Source organism: Paenibacillus sp. 23TSA30-6 (assembly GCF_014858585.1).
In the GTDB taxonomy this organism is placed as follows: domain Bacteria; phylum Bacillota; class Bacilli; order Paenibacillales; family Paenibacillaceae; genus Paenibacillus.
In genome coordinates this window covers 190791-214337 of the sequence record NZ_SLTL01000010.1, presented here as the reverse complement: position 1 = coordinate 214337, position 23547 = coordinate 190791, and the positions used below count along the sequence as shown (strand labels likewise).

The window sequence follows — 23547 nt, the reverse complement described above, 5'->3', positions numbered from 1 at the left end:
CCGTCCGTTCTATACAATAGTTACCTATATTATACAACATTAACGCGGTGTCGTCTTAAACAAAATCAACATAAAAAGGCTATCGAGACTTTCTCGACAGCCTGGGAAGGTAGTCACCTTCCCTTTAACCTTTACTCACAATAAATCTGCTGGAATCTGTCGAATTGAATTTACATCTTGTTACTTCTTGGAAATCAGAAGATCTGATATAAGTTCCAACTGGTAATTCAGAGCGATCGGGTCCTGAAAATAAAAGTCGTCAATTGAATACTGATATACTTATCTTTCCCTTGATCTACTCCATCTCCCCTAATCCCCAGCATCAGGTAATCGGCATCACCTAGCACTGTCCGTTGCCATTCCTCCTGCATTCGTGGCGCATGCGCTCAGTACCAGCATCAATGAAATAATCAACAAACAAGCTGAAATCCGGAATTTTAAATAGTTCACAATAGTCCTCCCATTAATAATGATTCTCATTTTCAATAATTCTTAGATTCTATCAAAGCTCATAGGTTATGTCCATGCAGATTGGATTATAAGCAAAAAGCCCACTCCTTAGAGTGAGCATATATTTTAGTGTTTTACCTGAGACACTCTTGTTCGTTGCTAGGTTTAAGCGTGTCCATTGGGGCATCAGCATATCACGGCAATAACTGTGCAATTCATCTTGTATCTGCATGTTCAAGGTTATGTTTGTACCGTACACTCAATTTGCCTTGGTGTGCTCGGATTTGCACCTCTCCCATCGTATCTGTTCGATATATGGCAGAACCAACCGCTGATAGGCGATCCAATACCGCTTCATTCGGGTGTCCATATGTATTGCTAGCTCCGACTGAAATGACGGATACCTTCGGTTGCCAGTAGGATAACCATTCTTCCGAGGTGGAGTACTTGCTACCGTGATGTGCTATTTTCATGACGTCTACAGCTTGCCTTACAGCCAACGTCTCCCCCTTTCCTTCGGTATGGGATGGAGAATGAGCTAACTCGGAGAGCAACTGCGATTCTGCTGCATCATCCATATCTCCTGTGAACAAAAAGGAAGCTCCCTCCATCTCCAATATCATTGCAACGGAATAATGATTTTGGTCCTTCACAACGGCCAAACTTCCGGTTTCTTCCTCCTGCGACGGAAGCGGATGAATAAAGCGGATTTTCGTATCCTGATCCGGTCTCCACTCCATACCATAATGCGCACCATACAGCTTGACCTGCTTGTTTAAAGCCGTGTTCAACAGCTTGCGAAAAGGGGGCTTGTCTGTCAGGGTGCAGTTAAAAACCAAGGCTGATACTGGAATCTGGTCAAGCACAGCCTGCAATCCTCCGGCGTGGTCATGATCTCCATGCGTTAAAATGACTGCGTCCAGCCGATGTACACCGCGCTGCTTCAACAAGGGTACAATCGTATCCTCTCCTACCTCATAGGGGTCTTTTCGTTTGCGCCAGGCATTTTTTCCTGTCGTAAAATCCATCGTGCCCCCGCCATCCACCAATATATGTTTGCCACCCGGCGTTGTAATTAAAATGCTGTCACCTTGGCCCACATCCATGTACTGAACTATTCCCGTATTCCCTCCACCTGGAGTTACGTAACCTATACACAGGATGCCAAACCAGGCAATACCGCTTAAGGCCAGCGCCAAATGACTATAACCATTCCACTGTCGACGTGCATATTTGCCTGCTCCTTCAGGCTCACGCTCCGTCTGCAATATAGCCGCCCACTCCGCAGATGCCGCTAATCCTGTATGTATGGGTGATGGTATGAGAGCGGATGTGCTTTGTCCCGACGAATTGCGTTCGGCTGAAAGCCTTCCCTTGTTCTTATCCGGTGCTACCTCCAAGCCCAGAGATTCATCTGTTCGCCTTAGAGATATCATCCATGTTTTGAGCCAGTACAGAATACTGTACAAAGCAGCATAATACGCAATGACCCACAAAATGGAGGAAGACGGCCAAATACTCACATAAGCGTCATCCACGTTCATCCATTTTACAAGCCAAAAGGTCAGTTCGTTCAGTTGCTCTGCCGGCCATGCCAGGATACGAGCCCCGTCATCCCATAGAAAAGCAATCCCCATCGCAACCGTTCCCAGTGGAAGCACAATATACGTAATAAGTGGAACGAGCACAAAATTAGCTGCAAACGATAGTAGCGAGAATTGATTAAAGTAGAAGACCGTCATCGGAAACGAAACAAGCTGCGCTGTGATCGTAATCGCAATTTCGCCGCCAATCAGAAGAGGCCATTTGGCGAAAAACGGCTTCATCAGCGGCATGTAAATGAGCAGCCCGGCTGTTACCAGAAAAGAAAGCTGAAAACTGACGCTAAGCAGGTAGTAAGGATTCCAAAGCAGCATCAATAATGCGGACACACTCAAAATGCTAAGTCCGTCCTTGAGCATTCCCCGTCTGGCTGCAAACAGGCCGATCATAGCCATAATTCCAGCCCTCACAACAGAGGGAGAAGCACCTGTCAGCAGTACATAAGCCGGAATAAGCACCATCACGACCGTAAGAGACGTCTCGCGACTCACTCGCAATAGCTTGAGTAAATACAGTAGCGTAGCCGCATATACCGCCACATGCATACCGGATATCGCTAAAATATGCGTTAATCCAAGCTGCGTAAATTCGTTATACGTTGCCGGGTCCAGCTCATCCGTAACGCCTAGCACCAGTCCTTTCATATATCCTGCGTGATAAAGAGAACCAAAAGCTAATTCCATCCGTTGCCCCAATTGCTCCCTAAGCTGATCATTCCACCTGAACAAGGTGTAACGGTTCCACTGGGAAGCTTGCTGCTTTTGTAGCGAAGCGGCTCCATTCCCTTTGAAAAGCCAGTGAATCTCCTGTGTATGCAGGTATTCATTGTAATCAAAGCCGCCAAAATTCCCCGCTGTTGCAGGAGCCTTTAAGCTGCCGTGCAGTTGAATTGCATCTCCACGCTGCCATTCTGCCGCAAGTTGCTGTTCCTGTTTGGCAGCCAGCTTGATGTGCACGATAACCTGCTCAGAAATAGCTTCGCTCTTTCCAACCCCGCCCTGAAAAGTGTCATTTGGCAGTAATGTAGAACCAATACGGGTACTACTCGCAGATGTAGGCTTCTTGTTCGAATTGGAATTGCCTCTCGTTTTGCTTATTGCAATAATCCTCATCTCAAATTGTGCCCGATCACCGTCCACCTGTACCTCGGAAGCAATAAACCCGGATGCTTGAACAGGCACGTCTTCCAGCTTGGAAGACGATACATGAAGGGCCTCGGGAATATGGCTCACATTATGCGTATCATGCCAAGCCCAATGGAATCCACCTCCGCTCAAGGCAAGCCACAGCAATACCACATGCCGGACTGGAATTTTCATCAATAGAGCTACAAGAGGTAAAATCAGCGTGACACCCGCCCAGAGCAACAGCAGCATACGTCCGGAATACAAGCATGCTCCTGCACTTCCCGTAATCCAACATACCGTAAGGGTTAAGATAGGTCTGCTTAAAACCAGTTTGGCTTGAATATAACCACCTCCCGGTAGAAAAATAGGGTTCTGTGCTCAAACCGCAAAACAAAAAAGAACCCCTGACTAAATAGCATTCGTCAGAGGTTCTTCCTCGTGTACTTTTTGATTCATCATGTCTTAATTCATAACATCCATCAGCGTTTCTTTCGGTGGATGATAGTTCTCCAGCATACGGAAGGCAATACCTTTTTGCTCCATCATGGCACGAACCTTGTCGGCATCCTTTGGGTAAGGACGGTGGTATACAATCTCCACAATACCGCTGTTCGCCAGCATGTTGGCACACGTCCAGCATGGCTGGTCGGTCACATATACCGAGGAGCCTTCACGATCAATCCGGTCCGTGAACAGTAGCAAGTTCTGCTCCGCATGAATCGTGCGGATGCAGCGCTGCTTTTTAACCATTTCCTCCTGCCCCTCGCGATGCACGACCTCGTATTCCTCCGAAATCATACAACCTGCCTCAGAGCAATCAGGTACCCCGGATGGTGCACCATTATAGGCTGTACCCAAAAGCTTTTTGCCTTGTACAAGTACGGCTCCAACATGACGCCGCGAGCAGCGCGAACGGGTGGATACCATATAAGCGATATCCATAAAATAGGTGTCCCAGTCCTTGCGTACATCTGCACTCATATCCATCTCTCCCGTAAACACAAGTTACAACGTAAATATATCCGCTAAAGCCATCCTGACAGCCTTGTCACATGTCCACTTATAAGCTGACGTAAGGCTTCATTTTCGCCAACATTTTAGCACCGATTCCCTTCACATGATCCAAATCGTTCACACGCTTGAACGGCCCGTGCTGATTACGATAGTTCAGAATCGCTTCGGCCTTTTTAGCTCCAACCCCCGGCAGTTCCATTAACTCGGCAGCAGTCGCCGTGTTGATGTTCACCTTTTTTTCACCGGAAGCGGATGAAGCAACGGGATCGCTCACTGCATTCGTCCTGTTCGTCGTGGTATTCGAGTTGTCAACGCCAGTAGCGGAAGTAACGGAACCAGAATCCGTCGCCTCAGGCTGCTTTACAGTACTGGAGCTTTCGCTCCCGTCGACTGATGCACTAGCAGAACCCTGTACAGCACCACGCTTCACATTGCCAGCTCCTTCGCCATCCGAACTGCGTTCAGTTTTGCCTGAGGTTTCCGTTACAACACGCTTTCCTTGAGTCAGTCCGCTATTGCTCTGTGACTCATTTTGGTCCGGCTCTACTAAAGCCTGCTCTACCTTACGATTAAGCAACTGCCACTCTTCTTCCGGCCCCGGACGCTGCCCACCAGCAAACAGAATAAGCCCACTGCCGATTAGGGAAAGCACTATTGCCGTTCCAGTCCATACGCGGTTCATTTCCATTTCGTCCCCTTCTACACATAGATTTAGGGAAAGTGAGCCACTCAATACAGCATCACAATTGAACAGAGCAAGCCTGTCCTATCCCGTTAACCGGAGGATGTAAACAACCTCCATACGGTTCGCTGTGAGCCATTTTCCAAAGAGTGGTACGACCTTGGGCACGATCTAACATGCTCAGACATAAAATTCGTCATGTCGGCCAAGACCGGGTGCATACACTAAGAAGAATGACAGCGTCTATACCGCAAAGTATGAAAGGAGGACGTTGAACGATGAAAGTTGGATTTATCGGGACTGGCAGCATGGGAAGTCTGCTGATTGAATCTTTTATCCATTCCAACGCACTTAAACCACAGCAAATATCAGCAAGCAATCGAACGTATTCCAAGGTAGCCGAGCTGGCCCGTCGTTATCCAGGATTGCATGCAGCCCAAAGCAACCGTGAGACGGCAGCGGATAGCGATATCCTGTTTATCTGCGTGAAGCCGCTGGAATCAAAAGCCGTGACGGATGAAATACGCAACGTCATTACAGAAGAGCAAATCGTCGTTTCTATTACTAGTCCGGTACAGATACGCATCCTGGAGCATTCATTGAAAGCAAAAGTGTCCAAAATTATTCCCAGCATTACCCACCAGGTAGGCAGCGGAGCCTCACTATGCATCCATGGCAGCCGGATTACAGAGGAGGATCGCTCCCTTCTGGAAGAGCTTATGTCCCACATTAGCAGGCCGATTCGGGTTAAGGAATCCCATACACGTATTACGTCGGATTTTTCCAGCTGCGGCCCTGCTTTCCTGGCCTTTTTTATGGACCAGTGGATTCATGCTGCGGTTCAGGCCACGGGTATAGACCGTACGGAGCTATGCGCCCTGGCTGGTGAAATGATTATCGGCACAGGAAAGCTGCTTACTGAGGGCGGAATGACACCAGCCGAGTTGCAGGCGAGGGTAGCAGTTCCCGGAGGTATTACCGCTGAAGCCCTCGCACTGCTGGACATCAGCCTGCACAGCGTCTTTCCCGAGCTGATACGGGCCACACACAACAAGTATGAGGAGGACATGCAAAAGATAGATACCTCCTTCGGCTTAAAGCCGATTAACCCGCAACAATATTGACCAGTTTGCCTGGTACTGCAATCACCTTGCGAACCGTTTTACCGGCCAGCGCCTGCTGAACGTTGTCCAGCGACAGAGCGAATGCCTCCATCGCTTTGGCGTCAAGGTCTTTGGCAATCGTCGCACGCTGCACGATTTTACCGTTTACCTGCACCACAATTTCCACTTCGGCATCCACCGTCCATGCTTCATCATAAGCAGGCCAAGCCGCGTAGGTAATGCTTTCGCTGTGTCCCAGCAACTGCCACAGTTCCTCGGCCAGATGCGGTGCAAGCGGCGACAGCATTTGCACGAAGTTTTCCATTGCTGCACGCGGCAAACGGTCTGCTTTGTATGCATCATTGGTAAAAATCATCAGTTGGCTGATCGCCGTATTGAAACGCAGCGCGTCCAGATCCTCGGTTACTTTCTTCAGCGTTTTATGCCAGGTCCGATTGAACTCATCACTGCCGCCTTCATTTGAAATTTTATCGTTCAGGCTACCATCCTCGGAAACGAACAGGCGCCATACACGGGACAGAAAACGATGTGCTCCCTCAACCCCGTTTTCGCTCCATGGCTTAGTCGCCTCCAGCGGCCCCATAAACATCTCATAAATGCGCAGCGTATCAGCGCCAAACGTATTCACAATATCGTCAGGGTTGATGACATTACCACGTGATTTACTCATTTTTTCATTATTATTGCCCAGAATCATACCCTGATTGACCAGCTTGTAGAAAGGCTCTTTCGTTTCCACAACACCGATATCATACAGCACCTTGTGCCAGAAACGGGCATACAGCAAGTGAAGAACCGCATGTTCCGCACCGCCGATGTACAGATCCACAGGCAGCCATTCGCGCTGCTTCTCCTTGGATACAGGCTCTTTATCATTGTGCGGATCAATATAGCGCAGGTAATACCAGCAGCTTCCTGCCCATTGTGGCATGGTGTTCGTCTCGCGGCGTGCTTTCAAGCCCGTCTCGGGATCAATAGTTTCTACCCAGTCCGTCGCATTCGCCAACGGAGACTCCCCTGTGCCTGAAGGCTTGATGTTATCCATTTCCGGCAACACGAGCGGCAGTTGATCCTCAGGAACTGTTTTGATCGTTCCATCTTCCAGGTGAATCACCGGAATCGGCTCGCCCCAATAGCGTTGACGGCTGAAAAGCCAATCGCGCAAGCGGTACGTCACTTTTCCTTGCCCTTTACCCTCGGCTTCCAGCCATTCAATCATCTTCGGAATTGCTTCCTCATTCGTAAGTCCATTCAGCGGACCTGAATTGACGTGCGTACCATCCTCGGTGTATGGCTCTTTAGCCACGTCCCCACCTTGGACAACCTCAATGATATTCAGCCCGAATTGCTTCGCAAATTCCCAGTCACGTGTGTCGTGACCCGGCACAGCCATAATCGCGCCTGTTCCGTAGCCAGCCAGCACATAGTCGGCGATCCAGATTGGCAGCTTTTCACCGTTCACCGGATTCACCGCGTAAGCGCCTGTGAAGACACCCGTTTTATCCTTCGCCAAATCCGTGCGCTCCAGATCGCTTTTACGGGCAGCTTGCTCACGGTATTGATTTACAGCATCCTTTTGCTCAGGTGTAGTGATAACATCCACCAATTCCTGCTCAGGAGCCAGCACACAGTAGCTTGCGCCGAACAGCGTATCCGGGCGGGTTGTAAATACCGTCAGTTGCTTGTCATGGCCCTCAATCGGAAAATGGACCTCTGCTCCAGTAGACTTGCCGATCCAGTTTCGCTGCATATCTTTAATGCTTTCGGACCAATCCAGCTCCTCCAAATCATCCAGAAGACGATCCGCATATTCCGTAATTTTCAGCATCCATTGACGCATGGGTTTGCGAATGACCGGATGACCACCACGCTCACTCTTCCCGTCAATAACCTCTTCATTAGCCAGCACCGTACCCAACGCAGGACACCAGTTCACAGGTACTTCAGCTACATAAGCAAGGCCGCGCTTGTACAGCTGGATGAAAATCCATTGTGTCCATTTATAATAATCAGGGTCAGTCGTGCTGATTTCACGATCCCAGTCGTATGAAAAGCCTAGCGATTTAATTTGACGGCGGAAGTTATTTACATTTTTCACCGTAATTTCACGCGGATGCTCTCCCGTATCCAGCGCATGCTGTTCAGCAGGCAGACCGAAGGCGTCCCAACCCATCGGATGCAGTACGTTGTAGCCGCGCATTCTTTTATAACGTGAAACAATATCCGTTGCCGTATATCCTTCCGGGTGGCCTACATGCAGACCAGCTCCAGACGGGTACGGGAACATATCCAAAGCATAAAACTTCGGTTTGCCCGGCTCTTCCCCGGTACGGAACGTTTTGTTCTCATCCCAATATTTCTGCCATTTTGGTTCAATACTTTGCGGTTGATAGCCGTGCTTCGGCTGTGTGTCTGTCATTGTCATTTCCTCCTCAAACGGTATGCAACAAAAAAACCTCTGCATCCCGTAGCGTGTCAGCGCTAGGGACGAGAGGTTATATTCCCGTGGTACCACCCTAGTTAGCAGAAAGCGTTCTTCGCCTTCTACTCCCTTTGCACCTGATAACGGAGGTGATCCGATGCGGGTTAATAACAGGGTACAAGCACCTGTATAGGGCATTCCTGCGTTGGCCGCATATCTCCGAGGCGAGTTCACTTTGCACTGTCAACCGGCTTGCACCATCCGCCGGCTCTCTACATGTCCAGACAAAACTACTATTCCTCATCAGCGATTGTTTAACCGTTAATAATGGCACTATTATATTGAAAACCGCGAAAAAAGTCAAATAAGGACTACATCTGGTGCTAAACACCAACTTCATTCGTTTGCTCCATGACACATGGGAGGCAAATGTTTTATAATAGCTCCGAACCAGATTGAGATGAGTTGAGATGAGAAAGGTGAGCTGAGATATGGCACAAATTAAAATTTACGGAATAAAAGAAGCCCTGAATCCGATCAAGGAGCAACTTTCAGATGTGATTCATTCCGCTGTGGTGGATGCGTTCCAATATCCCCCCGACAAAAGGTTTCATCGTTTTTTTCCTATGAATCAGGAAGACTTCATATTTGCCCACGATCGCTCGGAGGCATACACCATTATTGAAATTAGTGTGTTTGAAGGCAGAACGACAGAGGCTAAAAAGCACCTCATCCAACTGCTATTCCAAAGAATTAACGATTTAGGCATTGCCCCGCAGGATCTTGAAATTACTATATTTGAGACACCGAAACAGAATTGGGGCATTCGCGGTGTACCGGGTGATGAACTTCAACTGAACTATAAAGTAAACATATAATTTCGAAGCTCTTATGCAAAAAGACGCCCTTCATGTCATCATGAAAAGCGTCTTTCTTTTTCGATATTCGCTTGATGAAGGTTCACTATTTTACAGCAACATAAAATAATCTCGCCGCGTCATCTACTGCTTCTATCCATTCAAAGTCCGCATATACCTTCACATCGCGAAAACCGGCTTTGGACAATTCCGTTTTCATCCAGTCCGGGTCATAGGCACGTTGCACATGAATTTCCTCGAACCGCTGGTATACATCGCGCCCTTCATTTTCCGCTCTCGCAAAAATGCTGAGATGATGCTCAATTTCACAGCGTGGAGCATCCAACGCACAAGTCCAGATATATGAAATGGAACGCTCATCCAGTACAAAGGGCTGCTCTTCATCATAACGCACAAACGTCTGGGGATGATGTACATCGAACAGAAAGGTTCCGCCAGGCTTAAGACCGGCATACGTTCTGCGAAAAGTAGCAGCAATGTCCTCTTCCTCCAGCAAATAATTCAGACAATCGCAAAAAGAAATGACAGAATCCACAGGCTCCGGTAAATTCCATTCCCGCATATCCTGCTCTATCCAGCGAATGCTCCCCTCACGGAACAAACGCTGTCCTTGCGTAGTCGTTTCCATTTTGCGACGGGCTACCGCCAGCATATCTGAAGACAAATCGATGCCAGCCACCTCGAAGCCCGAGTTGACCAGTGGAATCGTAATGGAGCCCGTCCCACAGCCCAGCTCTGCCACCGTATGCGGCATACCATGCTGATCCCAGGCCTGCCGAGCAAAACGCAGCCAGTCCGGGTACGGCATGTCCTGCATCAGCTCATCATACACATAGGCAAACTTCCGGTAAGAAGCCATTTTTTATTCCCCATTCCCGTCCTTCGGTTCAGGCATTTTCTCCACCAGGTAGGTCCAGTTTTCCTTTTGCGTAACCAGCCCTTCCTTCATAAGCTTGCCCATCGCACGCTTGAAGGCGGATTTACTGATACCGAACCGTTGCTTAATAATGTCCGGCGGCGTTGCGTCGGAATAAGGCATACCGCCACCCGGGCGCTCCTTCAGAAAGGCAATGAGACGATCCGCATCCTCATCACGGCCCACTTCCTTGCGTGGCGACATCGCTAGATTCACCCGACCGTCTTCACGAACCAGCGTGACCCGTACCTTCACCTCTTCACCCAAACGAAGCATCCGGTTGCGTTCCGAGGAGTGAATCATGCCAATCGCGCCAAAACCAAGCACACCTCCGTCCACCAGGACAAACGTACCCATCTGAAGCGGCTTGTACACCGTCGCCTGCACCCACGTATTGAGCCATGAATCAGGGGCATGGAAGGACAACGGAGCCAGCTCCTGCTCACCCGCCAGCTTCGCCCGCAGCCTGCCCTGCTTATCATGTTCCATGATAGCATAGACGTAGTCACCCACCTGAGGGTGCAAATCCCGGTTCTCAGGCAACTCGCGAATCGGCAGCAGCAATTGACGACCCAATCCCATTTCCAAAAAACAACCCAAACGCGGATGCACATCCGCCACCTGTAGCTTTGCCAGTTCGCCTAGCGAGAGGAACGGTTTTTTCATAGTAGCGGCCAAACGGTCCTCTGTATCGTGAAAAATAAATACTTCCAGCCGTTCTCCAACCTCGATCTCACGTGTCAATTCTGTATAATGCAGCAGTACATCCTGATCGCCGACTGTGAGAAAGTAGCCGAAGGGGGATACCTCACGATCTACCATAATCGTGACATAAGTACCAGCAATCAGATTCATACCTTCTCCACAACCTTAGCGTCCGACCAAAGTCTTTCAATGTTATAATATTCACGCTCGTCACGATGGAAGACATGCACTACGACATCACCCAAGTCCATCAGAACCCAGCGACCGGAATCCATTCCTTCGATCCCTTTGATTGTCGTACCTTCATCATGAGCGCGTTTGCGAATTTCCGTCACAATCGCCTGTACCTGGGTATCCGAATTACCGTGGCATATTACAAAATAATCTGCGACAAGGGATACCCCCCGCAAGTCAAGGGCTACAATATTCATGGCCTTCTTATCTTCAGCGGCCTCAACCGTAATTTGCATTAATTTCTCATTAGTTATGGTCATTCATGAACCTCCGATTTTCTCTGTTTAAGTTGTTGGATCAGATCATTTCGCGACAGTACCGTCAGCAGAAAAATAACCTTTTGCTTCTCCAGCAGCAGTGAAATCGTGGAATCAAATCCAGCGACAAGACCCTGCTCCAAACTTTTTTTCGCCTGCTTGCGGATGTGCTCGACCCCGGGGAAATCCCGTCCCGGCTCGATGTAATCAGCTAGACACACGACTTTGTCCAGCAAACTCATACCCACACGCCCTGAGGTGTGCCAGCGAATGGCATTCCGTATTTCAAGGTCTTCCACCCCGTAGTCTCTAGAGGCAACGCAATATCCTACCTCAGAATGCCACAGTTGCTTGTCATGCTGCAAAAGCTCCTGGTCACATTCGGGATGACTGCGAATCACTTCCTCCATCTGCTGAACGGGCCAATATTTCGCTACATCATGCAAAATAGCCGCCAATTCGGCCTTATCCGGGTCCGCGCCATACCGCTTGGCAAGCTCCACCGAGGTATGCATGACCCCCAGAGTGTGCTTCCAGCGTTTTTCAGGCATTTGACCGGATACGGCCTCCATCAATTGCTCACGGCTGTACTTCATACAAACCGCCCCTTGTAATGTAGTCATGCACACGATCAGGCACAAGATAACGAATGGTGCGCCCTTCCGCAACACGTTCCCGAATATCCGTCGAAGAAATATCCACCACTGGCATATCCGCCAGCAGCACCTTGTTCTGCAAATAATGCGGCAGTTCATTCAGCGCAAGCTGGAAACCGGGACGCCGGACACCGATAAAACAAATTCGCTGTGCCAGCTCCTCAATCCCCTGCCAATGAGGTAAGTAATTCACCATATCTGCGCCGATGATAAAATAAAAATCCACAGCAGGATGCAGCTCCTGAAGCTCTTTGATCGTGTCAATAGTATAAGATACCCCACCGCGAAGCACTTCAATATCCAACACTTCAAAAGCAGGATGGCCCGCCACCGCTTCACTCGTCATCTCCAGCCGCTCCGTGCCGCTCGCCCCCGCCTGATGCTTGTGCGGAGGGATATGGGAAGGCATGAACCATACATGGTCCAGCGCATAGGCATCCCTTGCCGCTTCTCCAGCCAGCAAATGTCCAATATGAATCGGGTCAAATGTACCGCCCATAATACCGATTTTCATAAGTCTTTCTCCCCGCGTGTTATCCTCTAGGCAGCTCGATTTGCTTGTTATCACGGGATTCCTTGTATAAAATAATCGTGCTCCCGATGAGCTGTACAAGCTCGGAACCTGTTTCCGTAGCCAGTTCTTCCGCAATTTCATGCTTGTCATCCAGACAGTTGTTCAAAATCTGCACCTTCATCAGCTCGCGCTTTTCAATCGCATCGTTAATATGACGCATAAGATGCTCGTTCGTACCGTTTTTCCCTACTTGAAAAACGGGGTCCAGATGATGCGCCATCGAGCGCAAATACCTTTTTTGTTTACCTGTTAACATGTATAATTAACTCCTTCATAACCACATATGCCATGCGGCAATTCCATAATTTAATGTAAAATCCGACTTACGACAGGCTTCTCAGCACCGCCGCTCTCATTTCATCTACAGCAGGAGCTACGCCCATAAAATACTCAAAAGCCACCGCTCCCTGATACACGAACATGCCCAAGCCTCCATGCACCGTGCAGTCGCGATGTTCACGGCTTTCGCGTAAAAATCTCGTTTCCAGCGGGTTGTAGATCAAATCACTCACAATGATTCCTTGCGGAATCAGACTCGTTTCCAGTGGAAGCTCATCGGATAGAGGAGACATTCCTACCGAGGTCGTATTAATCAGCACATCCACCAATGCAAGCACGCGCTCCGCTTCATCGTTAGAATAGCCCATCACAGGGATCGCTTCCGTCGTCCACTCCAATGCCAGTTGCTCTGCCTTATCGCGTGTCCGATTCAGAATAATGACCGATTCGGGCTGTTCCTCCAGTAAAGCATGAATCACACCTCTGGCAGCACCTCCAGCTCCGAGGACCGCAATTTTTGTGCCTTTCAACTTAACCGAAGTCTCTTCTTTGAGCGAGCGTACGTAGCCGATCCCGTCCGTATTGTAACCCTTGAGCCGTCCGTTGTCGTTCACAATCGTGTTAACAGCACCGATGAGTCTGGCCCCTTCATCAATCTCATCCAAATATTTCATAACCTCAACTTTATGGGGAATCGTCACATTGACTCCGCGGAAATGCAAAGCCCGAATCCCCTTCATGGCGTCCTCTAGCTGTTCCGGCTTAACATGAAGAGGAACAAAATCCCCCTCTATCCCCGCAGTCTTTAAAGCTACTTTATGCATGAGAGGCGATTTGGAGTGCTTGATCGGATCACCCAATACGCCCAATAATACAAGATCTTGTTCAGTCACTCCAGACTCCCCGCTGCTCATCGTCGTTCTCCCCCATATTGCAAAATATTAGGCTGCACAAATACATGAACGGCGGCAGGAACCTGAATATGTTCCTTGCCGCCCTATCACATGGTTTAACATCCGTTAAATCAACGAAGGCCGTAAAAGGACACGGATTCCCCGAGGAGCATGAACCGCTACCAAAGCCCCGTTCTCACTATTGACCCTGATCCATCCCAGACCGGAGATATAAATATCCGATTGAGATTTACGGGGAACGCGGAACTCATGTCTTGTCCATTCCGGCATATCTGCCAACTGATCACGTGTCGGCGGTGACAGCAGTTCTCCGGCATGATCTTCGAACAGTTGATCCGCCCGCTCCAGCTTGGTGCGATGAATTTTAAGGCCACCATTGATGTAGCATGTGAACGATTGGTGTTGCCCCTCTACAAAATCAAACCGTGCCATCCCACCGAAAAACAGCGTTTGTCCGGGATCTAGCTGATAAGCAGCTGGTTTCAGCGGCTTGTCCGGCATAATAGCGCCCAAATCCTGCCGAGACACGATTTCACTGAAACGCCAAGGATACACAATCCCCGGTGTATCAATAATATGCTTGCCGTCGTCAAGCGGAATATTCACCATATCCAGCGTCGTTCCCGGGTAACGGGATGTTGTTAACTCCTGCTCCATATCGCTATGATCACGGATCAAACGGTTAATGAGCGTGGATTTACCAACATTTGTTGCACCGACCACATACACATCCCGATTGCCGCGCAGTTCGGATACTACATCCAGCAGACGATCAAAGCCCTGATTTTTTTTAGCCGAGCACAGAACGATATCCGCCGTGCGAAGTCCTTGCTCCTTAGCCTGTTTTTGTACCCAATTCAGGACCTTGTTCCAGTTCGTTACCTTAGGCAACAAATCCGTCTTGTTCACAGCCAGTACAACCGGATTAGAGCCTACAAAACGTTGTAAGCCGGAAATCAGACTACCTTCAAAGTCAAAAATATCCACAATGTGGATGACGAGCGCGTCCTTATCCCCAATCTGGCTAAGCAGTTTCAGGAACTCATCCTGATCTACGGCTACCGAAGACGTTTCATTATAGTTTTTAATCCGGAAACAGCGCTGGCAAATGACAGGCTCTCGTGTAATCAGTTTTTCCAGAATATATCCCGGAAGCTCCGGGCTGGTGGTCTGCATCGTGATACCGCAGCCACTACATTTGACGGCAGTTCCGCCGTCAGGTCTTTCAGTCATTCTTCTTTTCCTCCTCAAGCCATAAGCCTTTCTTACGTAACCTTGTGAGCGCGATTCGCTCCAGCCGCCGATTAAAGCGGGTCATGATTCCTTCATCATGGATGGATATCGGCAACACGAGCACCGTGTGCAATCCCAGTCGGTTGCCACCCAATACATCTGTCAACATTTGGTCCCCGACCATAATAGTCTCTTCCGGAGTAAGTCCCATCATACGGATGGCTCTGCGAAAAGACGAGTTGGAAGGCTTCCGTGCAGCATGTATAAATTCAATGTCCAAAGGCGTAGCGAACAAGGATACACGTCCCATATTATTGTTGGACACGATGACAAGCTTAAAACCCGCCTGTTTGACCTTCTCAAACCAGGCCACCAGCTCGGGAGTCGCATTCGGCGCTTTTGCACCAACCAGCGTATTATCCAAATCCGTAATAATGCCGCGATATCCTTGAGCATACAAGCCTTCAAGATCAATATCAAAGACGGTATTCACCCGTAATTTGGGCATCAGCATTTCAAACAACGTCGGTCACCTCAGTTTCATACGACAAACTATACCATATTAATATGGGTTAGTAAAAAGCTATCCGCAACAAACGGACAGCTTTTTACAAAGCATATGAAGAAGATTATAAATCGGCAGCATTCGAGCCAAATAAAAATGGTTTAGCCCTTTCGTTCAGTTTGTCGTCTGGACTAACCTTTCTTATGCAACAGGGCCGCTTGTCGGCGGACCTTGCGCCAATCCTCGGCAGTTACCGAGGAAGGACTGTAGCGTGCTTGTTCAAACAGCTCCAGCAGCAGATTCAGAATTGAAGCACGTTCCGGTGATTCAACTGACCATCTGCCGACCGATTCCCTCAGCGTCTCGTGGCTAGTGCGGGCAAACCCCTTACTCCGCATATACCGTAGCCAGCGCTCAGTTTCGACGATCACCTTTTCATCAGGGGTCAACGGCTTTCCTTTACGCAGACGCAGCAAATAAAAATGAATATCTGCCCGATTACGCCATACGATATAAGCGCTCCACAGTACAATAACAGCCACTGCCGCTGCTATGATTACCGGATGAATTCTCGTGCCTTCCTCCAGTTTGGCCTGTGGTGTCTGCGCAGACTGTTCCGGTTCAGACTGATCTTTCACCTTTGGAGCATCAGGTGTCTTCGAATCCTCCTGCTCCGTAAGCAATGGCATATCAAAACCCGGTGTGGCTTCTACAGGAACCCAGCCGTATTCACCCAGATATACCTCTGCCCAGGAATGCGCATCCGCATTGGTAATAGAGTAGGAAGACATATTTTCATTATCATCGCCTGTCGTTGCATCATCCGAAAATGTCTGCTGACCAGGAGCATAACCTTTGACCCACCGCGCCGGAACTCCAACGGAACGAGCCATCATAACCAGCGAAGTGGAGTAATAATCGCAATAGCCTTCCCGAATCTCAAATAGAAAGGAATCCACAAAATCCTTGCTTTTTTTGCGGGAAAGATCCGGATTGTTTGTATATGCATAATTTCGCTGTAAATATTGCTGGAGCAGTCCGACCTTTTCATAGGGCGTCTTCGCCGACGACGTTACATTTTGAGCCAGATCACGTACTCGCTGCGGCAGCTCATTCGGGATTTGCAAATAGGCTTCCTGCTTGTTCTTTCCATACAGCTCAGTAAACGTTTTTGTGCGAAGCTCTTTTTCCGGGATCACAGGCACATGTGACACCAGCGTATACGTTTTCGGATAAGCCGTTCTTCTGGAGGGTGGGTTCCAAAGCAGTTCTGCCTGTTCCGGTTTCCAACGCAGCCCGTCTGCCCGCGAGTCTCTGTCCACCGATTGAACACGATGTACCGAATAGGCCCCGAACAAAACCGGATAGCTCTGATCGGTTTGCATCGTAACGGTCTGAACGACCTGCTCAGTCGAATGCCGTGTTTCTTGTGTATTTTCCAGCTCTGCCGTCATCGACACATCGTTCAGCGTCTGGTCGTCGTTGCCTGCATCTCTCCAACCTGTGCCGGAATACGTTCGCTTCGTCTCGCCCCGCCAGTAGCTTCGCTGATTGGTTGTGATCGTCATTACCGGAGAATAGTCAAAATTGAATCCCCCGCCCAGCCGATTGTCCTGCCGGCTATAGCCTGATGCCGTACTCATCCGCTGATTCATAGCCCCGGTTCCATTGTTAATACCAACAGTGGATGAGCTATTTCGCTGGGTCCATGCCGTATAAGGGTCAGTTAAGGTCGGCTGTATCTCTGGCATATTCACGCCAGCCATAATAATCAAAGCAAAAATCACCGTAATATTGGCTGCAATTTTGTACGGGTAACGGCGAATGTGCTTCCAGCCTTGAGGGTAATGCTGCCGAAAATACTGCAAATGCTGAGTCACCAGCCACCCCATACCCGCAAAGACCATCCATGCGACTTCTTGCCACAGCACGGTTGGCGTGAACGAATCAAGCACTGCCAGCGCGGCAATATTAATGCCTACAAACACCAGAATGCGCTGCTTCGTCGTAACGATGAGCGGTAACATCTCAATGACTAGCCAAGCAATCAGTGAAAACCAGATATACGGAGACATATTCGATATAAATTGATCCAGACGGTTTGTAAAACCCCCGAAAGGAATAATGATCGAGTAAGACACGAGCGTCCGGTACAAAATAAAAAATAACGTCGTAGCCTTGAGGATAAATTCAATCCAAGGTCGAAGCGGCAGCAAAATTTTCACCAAAGCCAGCATCGTAACCGTCGCCAATACCAGCGTTCTTGTCTCTTTCAGCCATAGGTCTGAAGCAAAGGATACCCACTGCATGGCAATAATAATAATCCATAAAAATGTAAAGGCAACAGCCCAAGAGCCCTTCAGCGAATGCAACCAGTTTTTCATAGCGTCCCTCCCCCCATTACTGTTGGGAGCTCTTCAAGACCCGGAACATGATAACCCTGAATGCCTCTTGTACGAAGCATGCTCATCCATTCTTCATCCTGTCCCACGCTTGAGCCTTCTCCGATATAGACATGGCAAGGGGTCATCCCCCGGGTATCGGCCCAGCGAAGAAGCTCCAACGCCTGATGATCCTTCAACGGACTGATCAACACAAAATGGCAGCCTTGTGGAAATTGCCGAACACCGCTTTCTACAGCAGCCATAAGACTGCCTTGGGAAGTGGTGTGTATGTCTACCAAATGATGCATCATCCGTTGCCGTTCCATCATCTGCTCACTGGGCTGAAAAACAGTGCCCGTTTCCCCTGCCGTACAAAGACCTACTCCCATCCGCTCCCGCCCGCCATATTCCAGCAATGAAGCAATGGAGGATACGGCCAGCTCAAACTGATCGGCATTTACATAATGTTTTTTGTGTGTATCCAGTACAAGCATCGTTTTGGGAACCGTCTCATGCTCAAATTCCTTAGATTTCCAACTGCCTGTACGTGCGGTCGCATTCCAATGGATACGTGAAAAACGGTCCCCATATACATAGTCCCGCACTCCGTTAATTTGCGTCGTTTCGCGCCGTGTTCGAGTCTGGACAGTTTGTGGTCCAGACATCCGCGAGCGACGATCATTCAACTGCCAATACGGAATGAATACTGTACGGGGCAGTACCCGAAATTCACCGGGTGCGTTTAACTTGCCTTTATGCTCCAACAGACCGAAGATATCCTCACTCACGCATTCGGTTTCGGCAAAATAATAGGTTCCCCGCTCCAATGCAGGAGTCTGAAAAGCAAGCTGTCCGCTCCCTTTCATGCTAGGGATAACACTGTCCTCAAAAGACCAGGATTCACCTGTATGACGCTTGAGCACCTCGCGAACAATGATATACGGCAATGGCAGAAAGCCGGGAAGGCTCAAGCTCAGCTTTACATGTACCTGATCTCCCGCATGCAGTAGCTCCCCGAACTCCGAGCCTTGTGAAAGCTGTCTTGAACCCTGAACACGGCGTACCCCGCTCAGCCCAACGATCCATAAATATATGCCCAGTAGCGTAACCATGGACAATAGCATGACTGACGTCTTGCCACCCTGAAACAACAGATATAGCAGACACACCACCCATATGACCATCAGTAGCCAGATGCGGCCTGACAGCCGGGGAAGCCTGCGTTTCCTTATGACCATCTTCATTCCCTACGGACGCTCCATTCGTACGGGTACGTTCACCTGCCGAAGAACAGCCTGAAGTACAGACTGGGCATTGGAGCTGTCGAGACGCGCCTCGGGACGTAACAGCAAACGATGCGCCAGCACATAGGGTGCCAATATTTTCACATCATCAGGGAGAACGTAATCCCGATTTTCCAGAAAAGCGTATGCCTTGGCCGCCATCACAAAAGCAAGCGCCGCCCGCGGGCTGGCCCCCAACAGTACCGAAGGATGCTCTCTCGTCGCACGGACGATATCAAGTAAATAGGACGTAATTGCTTCGTCCATATACATTTCTCTGATTTCCTGCTGGATCGCGGCAATCTGTTCCATATGGGCTACCGCCTCCAGACGGTCTGCCGGCTGACCCTCCTGATGACGAAGCAGCATGTTCCGCTCAGTCTCCATATCAGGATAGCCGAGACTGATTTTGAGCATAAAACGATCAAGCTGCGCTTCCGGCAGCATATAAGTCCCTTCAAAATCAATCGGATTTTGCGTAGCACACAGCATAAAAGGATGAGGCAGCATATGTGTCTCTCCATCCACGGTTACACTGCGCTCCTCCATCACTTCCAGCAAAGCCGATTGGGTTTTCGTCGTGGCCCGGTTAATTTCGTCTGCCAGTAAAATGTTGGTCATCACGGGACCCGGACGGAAATAAAAGCGCTCATCCCGTGGATGAAATATGGAAACCCCTGTAATATCACTGGGGAGAATATCAGGATTACATTGAACACGGCGGTAATCACCGCGCATGGATTTGGCAAGAGCCTTGATCATTTGCGTTTTTCCCGTACCCGGAACGTCCTCGATCAGAATGTGCCCACCCGCCAACATAGTCGTTAGCAGTAATTTTATTTCAAAGGATTTACCTAATATGCATGATTCCAGATTAGAACGGATTGCAGATACAATCTGCACAGATTCTTGACGCACGGGCATAGCTCTGTAAACCTCCTAGATAGCAACATGTTTCCTATTATTGTACATGAAGGTGGGCACAGAGTACACTTGAGTCCTTGTCCAGATGTTCGAGCCAGTACTACAGTTTGGCAACATTTTGTATACAGGCACATAAAAAGCCCTCCGGTCATACAGATCCGAAGGGTTGATTTTTAAGCTTGTTTAATTGTAAGTTTAATCTATAATGCATTGCTTTTATATGCTTCCTTTTGGACGAACAAACAAGCATGCCAGAAAAGAGAAAATAATCGCCGAGGAAATTCCTGCACTTGTCAGACTAAAGATCCCTGTAATGACACCCAGCCATCCGTCCTTCTCCAATTCGGTTAATGCGCCGTGTACGAGCGAGTTACCAAAACTGGTAATTGGAATGGTTGCACCCGCCCCTGCAAATTTAATAAGCGGATCGTATATCCCAACGGCATCAGCAATTGCGCCTGCAACTACCAACGTACTCATCGTATGTGCTGGCGTCATTTTAAACGCATCCATCATCAACTGGCCCACGACACAAATGGCACCACCCACTAAAAAAGCCCATAGATATATCATACTTTTCCTCCCGCTTCGAAAGCTACAGCATGTGCAACACAGGGAATACTTTCACCCTGCTGTGTGGACAAAGGAGATAATAACGCTCCGGTCGCCACGACTAGTACCTTTTGCAGTTCTCCCTTTTCGATCCGCTTCAACAGATGCCCGTAAGTTACCACAGCCGAGCATCCGCAACCACTGCCCCCTGCAATGACTTTCTTTTGCTTATTGATGTCGTAAATCAGTAAACCGCAATCATTAAATTCCGTCTGATTCATATCGTACCCATCTTTTTTGAGCAGCTCCTTGGCAATCGGCAGCCCCACTGAGGCTAAATCCCCCGTTACAATGAGGTCATAATAACCAGGGTCCCGGCCTGTATCTCGAAAATGAGACAACAGGGTATCCGCCGCCGCTGGAGCCATGGCTCCGCCCATATTAAAGGGGTCTTTAATGCCCATATCCATCACGCGTCCAATGGTAGCACAATCCACCACCGTACCTGACTTGGCATGTCCCACAATTGCGGCGCCGGAACCCGTAACGGTATACTGAGCCGAGGGCGGCTTCTGTGACCCATATTCCGTAGGGTAACGGAACTGCTTTTCCACAGTACAGTTATGACTGGTCGTACCCGCCATCACGTAGTCACCCGCCTCTGAGTCCACAATAAGCGCGGCTAAGGCTAAGCTTTCCATTGATGTTGAGCAGGCTCCAAAAACACCTAAATAGGGAATGGCCAGCTTGCTAGCCGAGAAGGAGCTGCTGATAATCTGATTCATCAGATCACCACTAATAAAAAATTGCACTTCTTCTTTGTTCAAATTGGCATTAATTAGCGCCAGCTCTGTAGAATGCTCAATCAATCTACGTTCCGCTTTTTCCCACGTTTTCTCGTTAATTTCGATATTGTCATAAATATAATCAAAATCTGTGGATAACGGCCCCTCTCCTTCATCCGGGCCAACAACGGTGGCACTTCCAATAATGCGCGGTCTCGATTCAAACTTCCAGGTTTGTCCTCCCTGCCTTCTCATAGGTGATTGCCCCCCACACCAAGGATGGCGTATATAACGCCTACGATAAATGCGGCCACCACCCCGAATACGATAACCGAGCCTGCCAGCTTGAACATATTCGCGCCCACACCGAGCACCAGTCCCTCGGAACGATATTCCAATGCAGCCGAACACATCGAGTTAGCAAAGCCTGTAATTGGCACAGCGGTTCCCGCTCCCGCCCATTGGGCAACCTTATCGTAAACCCCGATGCAGGTTAATATGACCGCCAGCAAGATCATCATGGATGAGGTCGGCGGCGCTGCCTCCTTGGCTGACATGTGCATTCCTGCCATAAAAGCCTCCTGAATCGCCTGTCCAATCACACAGATCACGCCTCCAACCAGAAAAGCGCGCACACAATTGGCAAATACTTTTCTCGAAGGTTCATGCTTTTGTGAAATACTCTGATAGTCCTTCTCATTTATGGACAGCGGCGACGTATTGGTACGAAAACCGCGCTGCCCGGATTTAGCTGGCATCATTCACCACCCCTTATCTGTAAGTTTCGCGCTTGGCGGTTCGAATTGCTTGGGTCTTTATCATTATGAGCTTTTTGGGGAAATGTTATGTCAGGAAAATGATATCGTGGACATTCCGTACAAATCCATTCATACTGGATGGATGACGACCACTGGTTAATTAATAAGGAGTGAGGTACATCATGGAATCAAAAACATTAGAACTGTTTAAAACTTTAACGGAGTTTCCTTCCATTCCCGGGCATGAGCGAGAGCTGCGGGCATGGGTTAAAGAACAGATATCCGGTTATACGGATGAAATCGTGCAGGATCGTTTGGGCAGCCTTTTCGGCGTGCTGCGCGGTCAAGAGAGCGGACCACGTGTGATGGTGGCAGGCCATCTGGATGAAGTCGGTTTTATCGTGAATGGTATTACGGAAAATGGCATGATTCGTTTTCAGCCGGTTGGAGGCTGGTGGAGTCAGGCCATCATGTCACAGCGTCTTCAGGTGCTGACTCCGAATGGACCAGTTATCGGTGTCGTTGGCTCTGTCTCCCCCCATTTACTGGATGAATCGCAACGCAGCAAGCCTATGGACATCAAGCATATGTATCTGGATATCGGCGTGGACAGCCGTCAGGAAGCACAGGATTTGGGCATTGTACCGGGAACAGCCATTGCGCCGATTTGTGATTTTACTCCACTGGCGAATCCGAAAAAAATCATGGCTAAAGCGTGGGATAACCGTTATGGTGTAGGCTTGGCTATTGAACTGCTTGAAGCGTTACATAAGGAAAAGGACAAACTGCCTAATACGCTGTATGCGGGGGCTACCGTTCAGGAGGAAGTGGGACTACGCGGCGCACGCACGGCTGCTAGCCTGATTCAGCCAGACATTTTCTTCGCACTGGATTGCAGTGCAGCCAACGATATGGGTGGTGATCCGAACGCGTACGGGCATTTGGGTAAAGGCGCGCTGCTACGGGTATTTGATCCGGGTATGATTACCCATCGCGGAATAGTGGAGTACGTGCAGGATATGGCTGAGACGCACAAGATCAAGTATCAATACTTTATCTCCACAGGTGGAACCGATGCAGGTCAGGTCCATTTGAGCGGAATTGGAGTGCCATCCACCGTTATTGGCATTTGCGGACGATACATCCACACTTCCTCGTCCATTATTCACACCGACGATTATGATGCAGCCAAAGAGCTGATCGTCAAGCTGGTGCAAAACCTAGATCGCACGACACTGAATACGATTATTGAACGAGCTTAAGCTTTTTCCAGAGAACTAGAATCTATT

At 49.1% G+C, this 23547-nt stretch carries 23 protein-coding genes and 1 other annotated feature; of the genes, 3 read left to right on the top strand and 20 right to left on the bottom strand.

What is annotated here, in order from left to right; all coding sequences use genetic code 11:
• Positions 1-227 precede the first annotated feature (227 nt).
• The 4 genes from E0698_RS12105 to E0698_RS12090 all read right to left on the bottom strand — a co-directional run bounded on the left by E0698_RS12105 (position 228) and on the right by E0698_RS12090 (position 4875).
• Complete coding sequence (locus E0698_RS12105; protein ID WP_192511708.1) at positions 228-371, bottom strand: hypothetical protein; 144 nt, start codon at positions 369-371, stop codon at positions 228-230.
• A gap of 294 nt (positions 372-665) precedes the next feature.
• Positions 666-3422 carry a ComEC/Rec2 family competence protein gene (locus E0698_RS12100; protein ID WP_192511717.1) on the bottom strand — a complete coding sequence of 919 codons (2757 nt, stop codon included), beginning with the start codon at positions 3420-3422 and terminating at the stop codon, positions 666-668.
• A 219-nt stretch (positions 3423-3641) separates the two neighbouring features.
• Positions 3642-4160 carry a deoxycytidylate deaminase gene (locus E0698_RS12095; protein ID WP_149093926.1) on the bottom strand — a complete coding sequence of 173 codons (519 nt, stop codon included), beginning with the start codon at positions 4158-4160 and terminating at the stop codon, positions 3642-3644.
• A 79-nt stretch (positions 4161-4239) separates the two neighbouring features.
• On the bottom strand, positions 4240-4875 hold the full coding sequence (locus E0698_RS12090) for a ComEA family DNA-binding protein (protein ID WP_192511707.1): 636 nt from the start codon (positions 4873-4875) through the stop codon (positions 4240-4242).
• A 278-nt stretch (positions 4876-5153) separates the two neighbouring features.
• On the opposite strand from E0698_RS12090, the gene comER reads away from it, so the two are divergent.
• The gene (gene comER, locus E0698_RS12085) at positions 5154-5999 is read left to right on the top strand and encodes a late competence protein ComER (RefSeq protein ID WP_192511706.1); all 846 of its coding nucleotides are present in this window, start codon (positions 5154-5156) and stop codon (positions 5997-5999) included.
• Here the strand turns inward: comER and leuS are convergent.
• Entirely contained in the window at positions 5980-8418 is a 2439-nt protein-coding gene (gene leuS / locus E0698_RS12080; protein WP_192511705.1) for a leucine--tRNA ligase, read from the bottom strand. The genes comER and leuS overlap by 20 nt on opposite strands.
• Before the next feature lie 61 nt (positions 8419-8479).
• Positions 8480-8737 (bottom strand) — a binding site (T-box leader).
• A gap of 175 nt (positions 8738-8912) precedes the next feature.
• On the opposite strand from leuS, the gene E0698_RS12075 reads away from it, so the two are divergent.
• Positions 8913-9299, top strand: coding sequence for a tautomerase family protein (locus tag E0698_RS12075; protein ID WP_025682014.1), 387 nt, complete (start codon positions 8913-8915; stop codon positions 9297-9299).
• 85 nt (positions 9300-9384) lie between these two features.
• Here E0698_RS12075 and E0698_RS12070 read toward each other — a convergent pair whose 3' ends face one another.
• From E0698_RS12070 to spoVAC, 15 genes are all read right to left on the bottom strand, one after another.
• Positions 9385-10158, bottom strand: a complete 774-nt coding sequence (locus E0698_RS12070) for a class I SAM-dependent DNA methyltransferase (protein WP_044645126.1) — start codon at positions 10156-10158, stop codon at positions 9385-9387.
• Between the two features lie 3 nt (positions 10159-10161).
• Positions 10162-11070, bottom strand: coding sequence for a CvfB family protein (locus E0698_RS12065; RefSeq protein ID WP_014282544.1), 909 nt, complete (start codon positions 11068-11070; stop codon positions 10162-10164).
• Entirely contained in the window at positions 11067-11414 is a 348-nt protein-coding gene (gene rsfS, locus E0698_RS12060) for a ribosome silencing factor (RefSeq protein WP_025682016.1), read from the bottom strand. The genes E0698_RS12065 and rsfS overlap by 4 nt, the downstream gene beginning before the upstream one ends.
• Entirely contained in the window at positions 11411-12007 is a 597-nt protein-coding gene (yqeK, locus tag E0698_RS12055) for a bis(5'-nucleosyl)-tetraphosphatase (symmetrical) YqeK (protein WP_192511704.1), read from the bottom strand. The genes rsfS and yqeK overlap by 4 nt, the downstream gene beginning before the upstream one ends.
• Positions 11991-12581, bottom strand: a complete 591-nt coding sequence (gene nadD, locus E0698_RS12050; RefSeq protein ID WP_192511703.1) for a nicotinate-nucleotide adenylyltransferase — start codon at positions 12579-12581, stop codon at positions 11991-11993. The genes yqeK and nadD overlap by 17 nt, the downstream gene beginning before the upstream one ends.
• A gap of 19 nt (positions 12582-12600) precedes the next feature.
• The gene (gene yhbY, locus E0698_RS12045; RefSeq protein ID WP_014282548.1) at positions 12601-12897 is read right to left on the bottom strand and encodes a ribosome assembly RNA-binding protein YhbY; all 297 of its coding nucleotides are present in this window, start codon (positions 12895-12897) and stop codon (positions 12601-12603) included.
• 67 nt (positions 12898-12964) lie between these two features.
• Positions 12965-13834, bottom strand: coding sequence for a shikimate dehydrogenase (gene aroE / locus E0698_RS12040; RefSeq protein ID WP_192511702.1), 870 nt, complete (start codon positions 13832-13834; stop codon positions 12965-12967).
• Between the two features lie 105 nt (positions 13835-13939).
• Entirely contained in the window at positions 13940-15067 is a 1128-nt protein-coding gene (gene yqeH, locus E0698_RS12035) for a ribosome biogenesis GTPase YqeH (RefSeq protein ID WP_192511701.1), read from the bottom strand.
• Positions 15060-15590, bottom strand: coding sequence for a YqeG family HAD IIIA-type phosphatase (locus E0698_RS12030; RefSeq protein ID WP_192511700.1), 531 nt, complete (start codon positions 15588-15590; stop codon positions 15060-15062). Before E0698_RS12030 ends, yqeH begins: the two co-directional genes overlap by 8 nt.
• Positions 15591-15763: 173 nt before the next feature.
• Positions 15764-17956, bottom strand: coding sequence for a transglutaminase TgpA family protein (locus tag E0698_RS12025; protein ID WP_192511699.1), 2193 nt, complete (start codon positions 17954-17956; stop codon positions 15764-15766).
• Positions 17953-19200, bottom strand: a complete 1248-nt coding sequence (locus E0698_RS12020) for a DUF58 domain-containing protein (protein WP_192511698.1) — start codon at positions 19198-19200, stop codon at positions 17953-17955. The genes E0698_RS12025 and E0698_RS12020 overlap by 4 nt, the downstream gene beginning before the upstream one ends.
• A gap of 3 nt (positions 19201-19203) precedes the next feature.
• Complete coding sequence (locus tag E0698_RS12015; RefSeq protein WP_192511697.1) at positions 19204-20163, bottom strand: AAA family ATPase; 960 nt, start codon at positions 20161-20163, stop codon at positions 19204-19206.
• Positions 20164-20379: 216 nt separating this feature from the next.
• Positions 20380-20736 carry a stage V sporulation protein AE gene (gene spoVAE, locus E0698_RS12010; RefSeq protein ID WP_025682025.1) on the bottom strand — a complete coding sequence of 119 codons (357 nt, stop codon included), beginning with the start codon at positions 20734-20736 and terminating at the stop codon, positions 20380-20382.
• The gene (gene spoVAD / locus E0698_RS12005; protein WP_149093917.1) at positions 20733-21755 is read right to left on the bottom strand and encodes a stage V sporulation protein AD; all 1023 of its coding nucleotides are present in this window, start codon (positions 21753-21755) and stop codon (positions 20733-20735) included. The genes spoVAE and spoVAD overlap by 4 nt, the downstream gene beginning before the upstream one ends.
• On the bottom strand, positions 21752-22258 hold the full coding sequence (gene spoVAC / locus E0698_RS12000) for a stage V sporulation protein AC (protein ID WP_025682027.1): 507 nt from the start codon (positions 22256-22258) through the stop codon (positions 21752-21754). Before spoVAC ends, spoVAD begins: the two co-directional genes overlap by 4 nt.
• 182 nt (positions 22259-22440) lie before the next feature.
• On the opposite strand from spoVAC, the gene E0698_RS11995 reads away from it, so the two are divergent.
• Entirely contained in the window at positions 22441-23520 is a 1080-nt protein-coding gene (locus E0698_RS11995; protein ID WP_134913401.1) for a M42 family metallopeptidase, read from the top strand.
• Positions 23521-23547 lie beyond the last annotated feature (27 nt).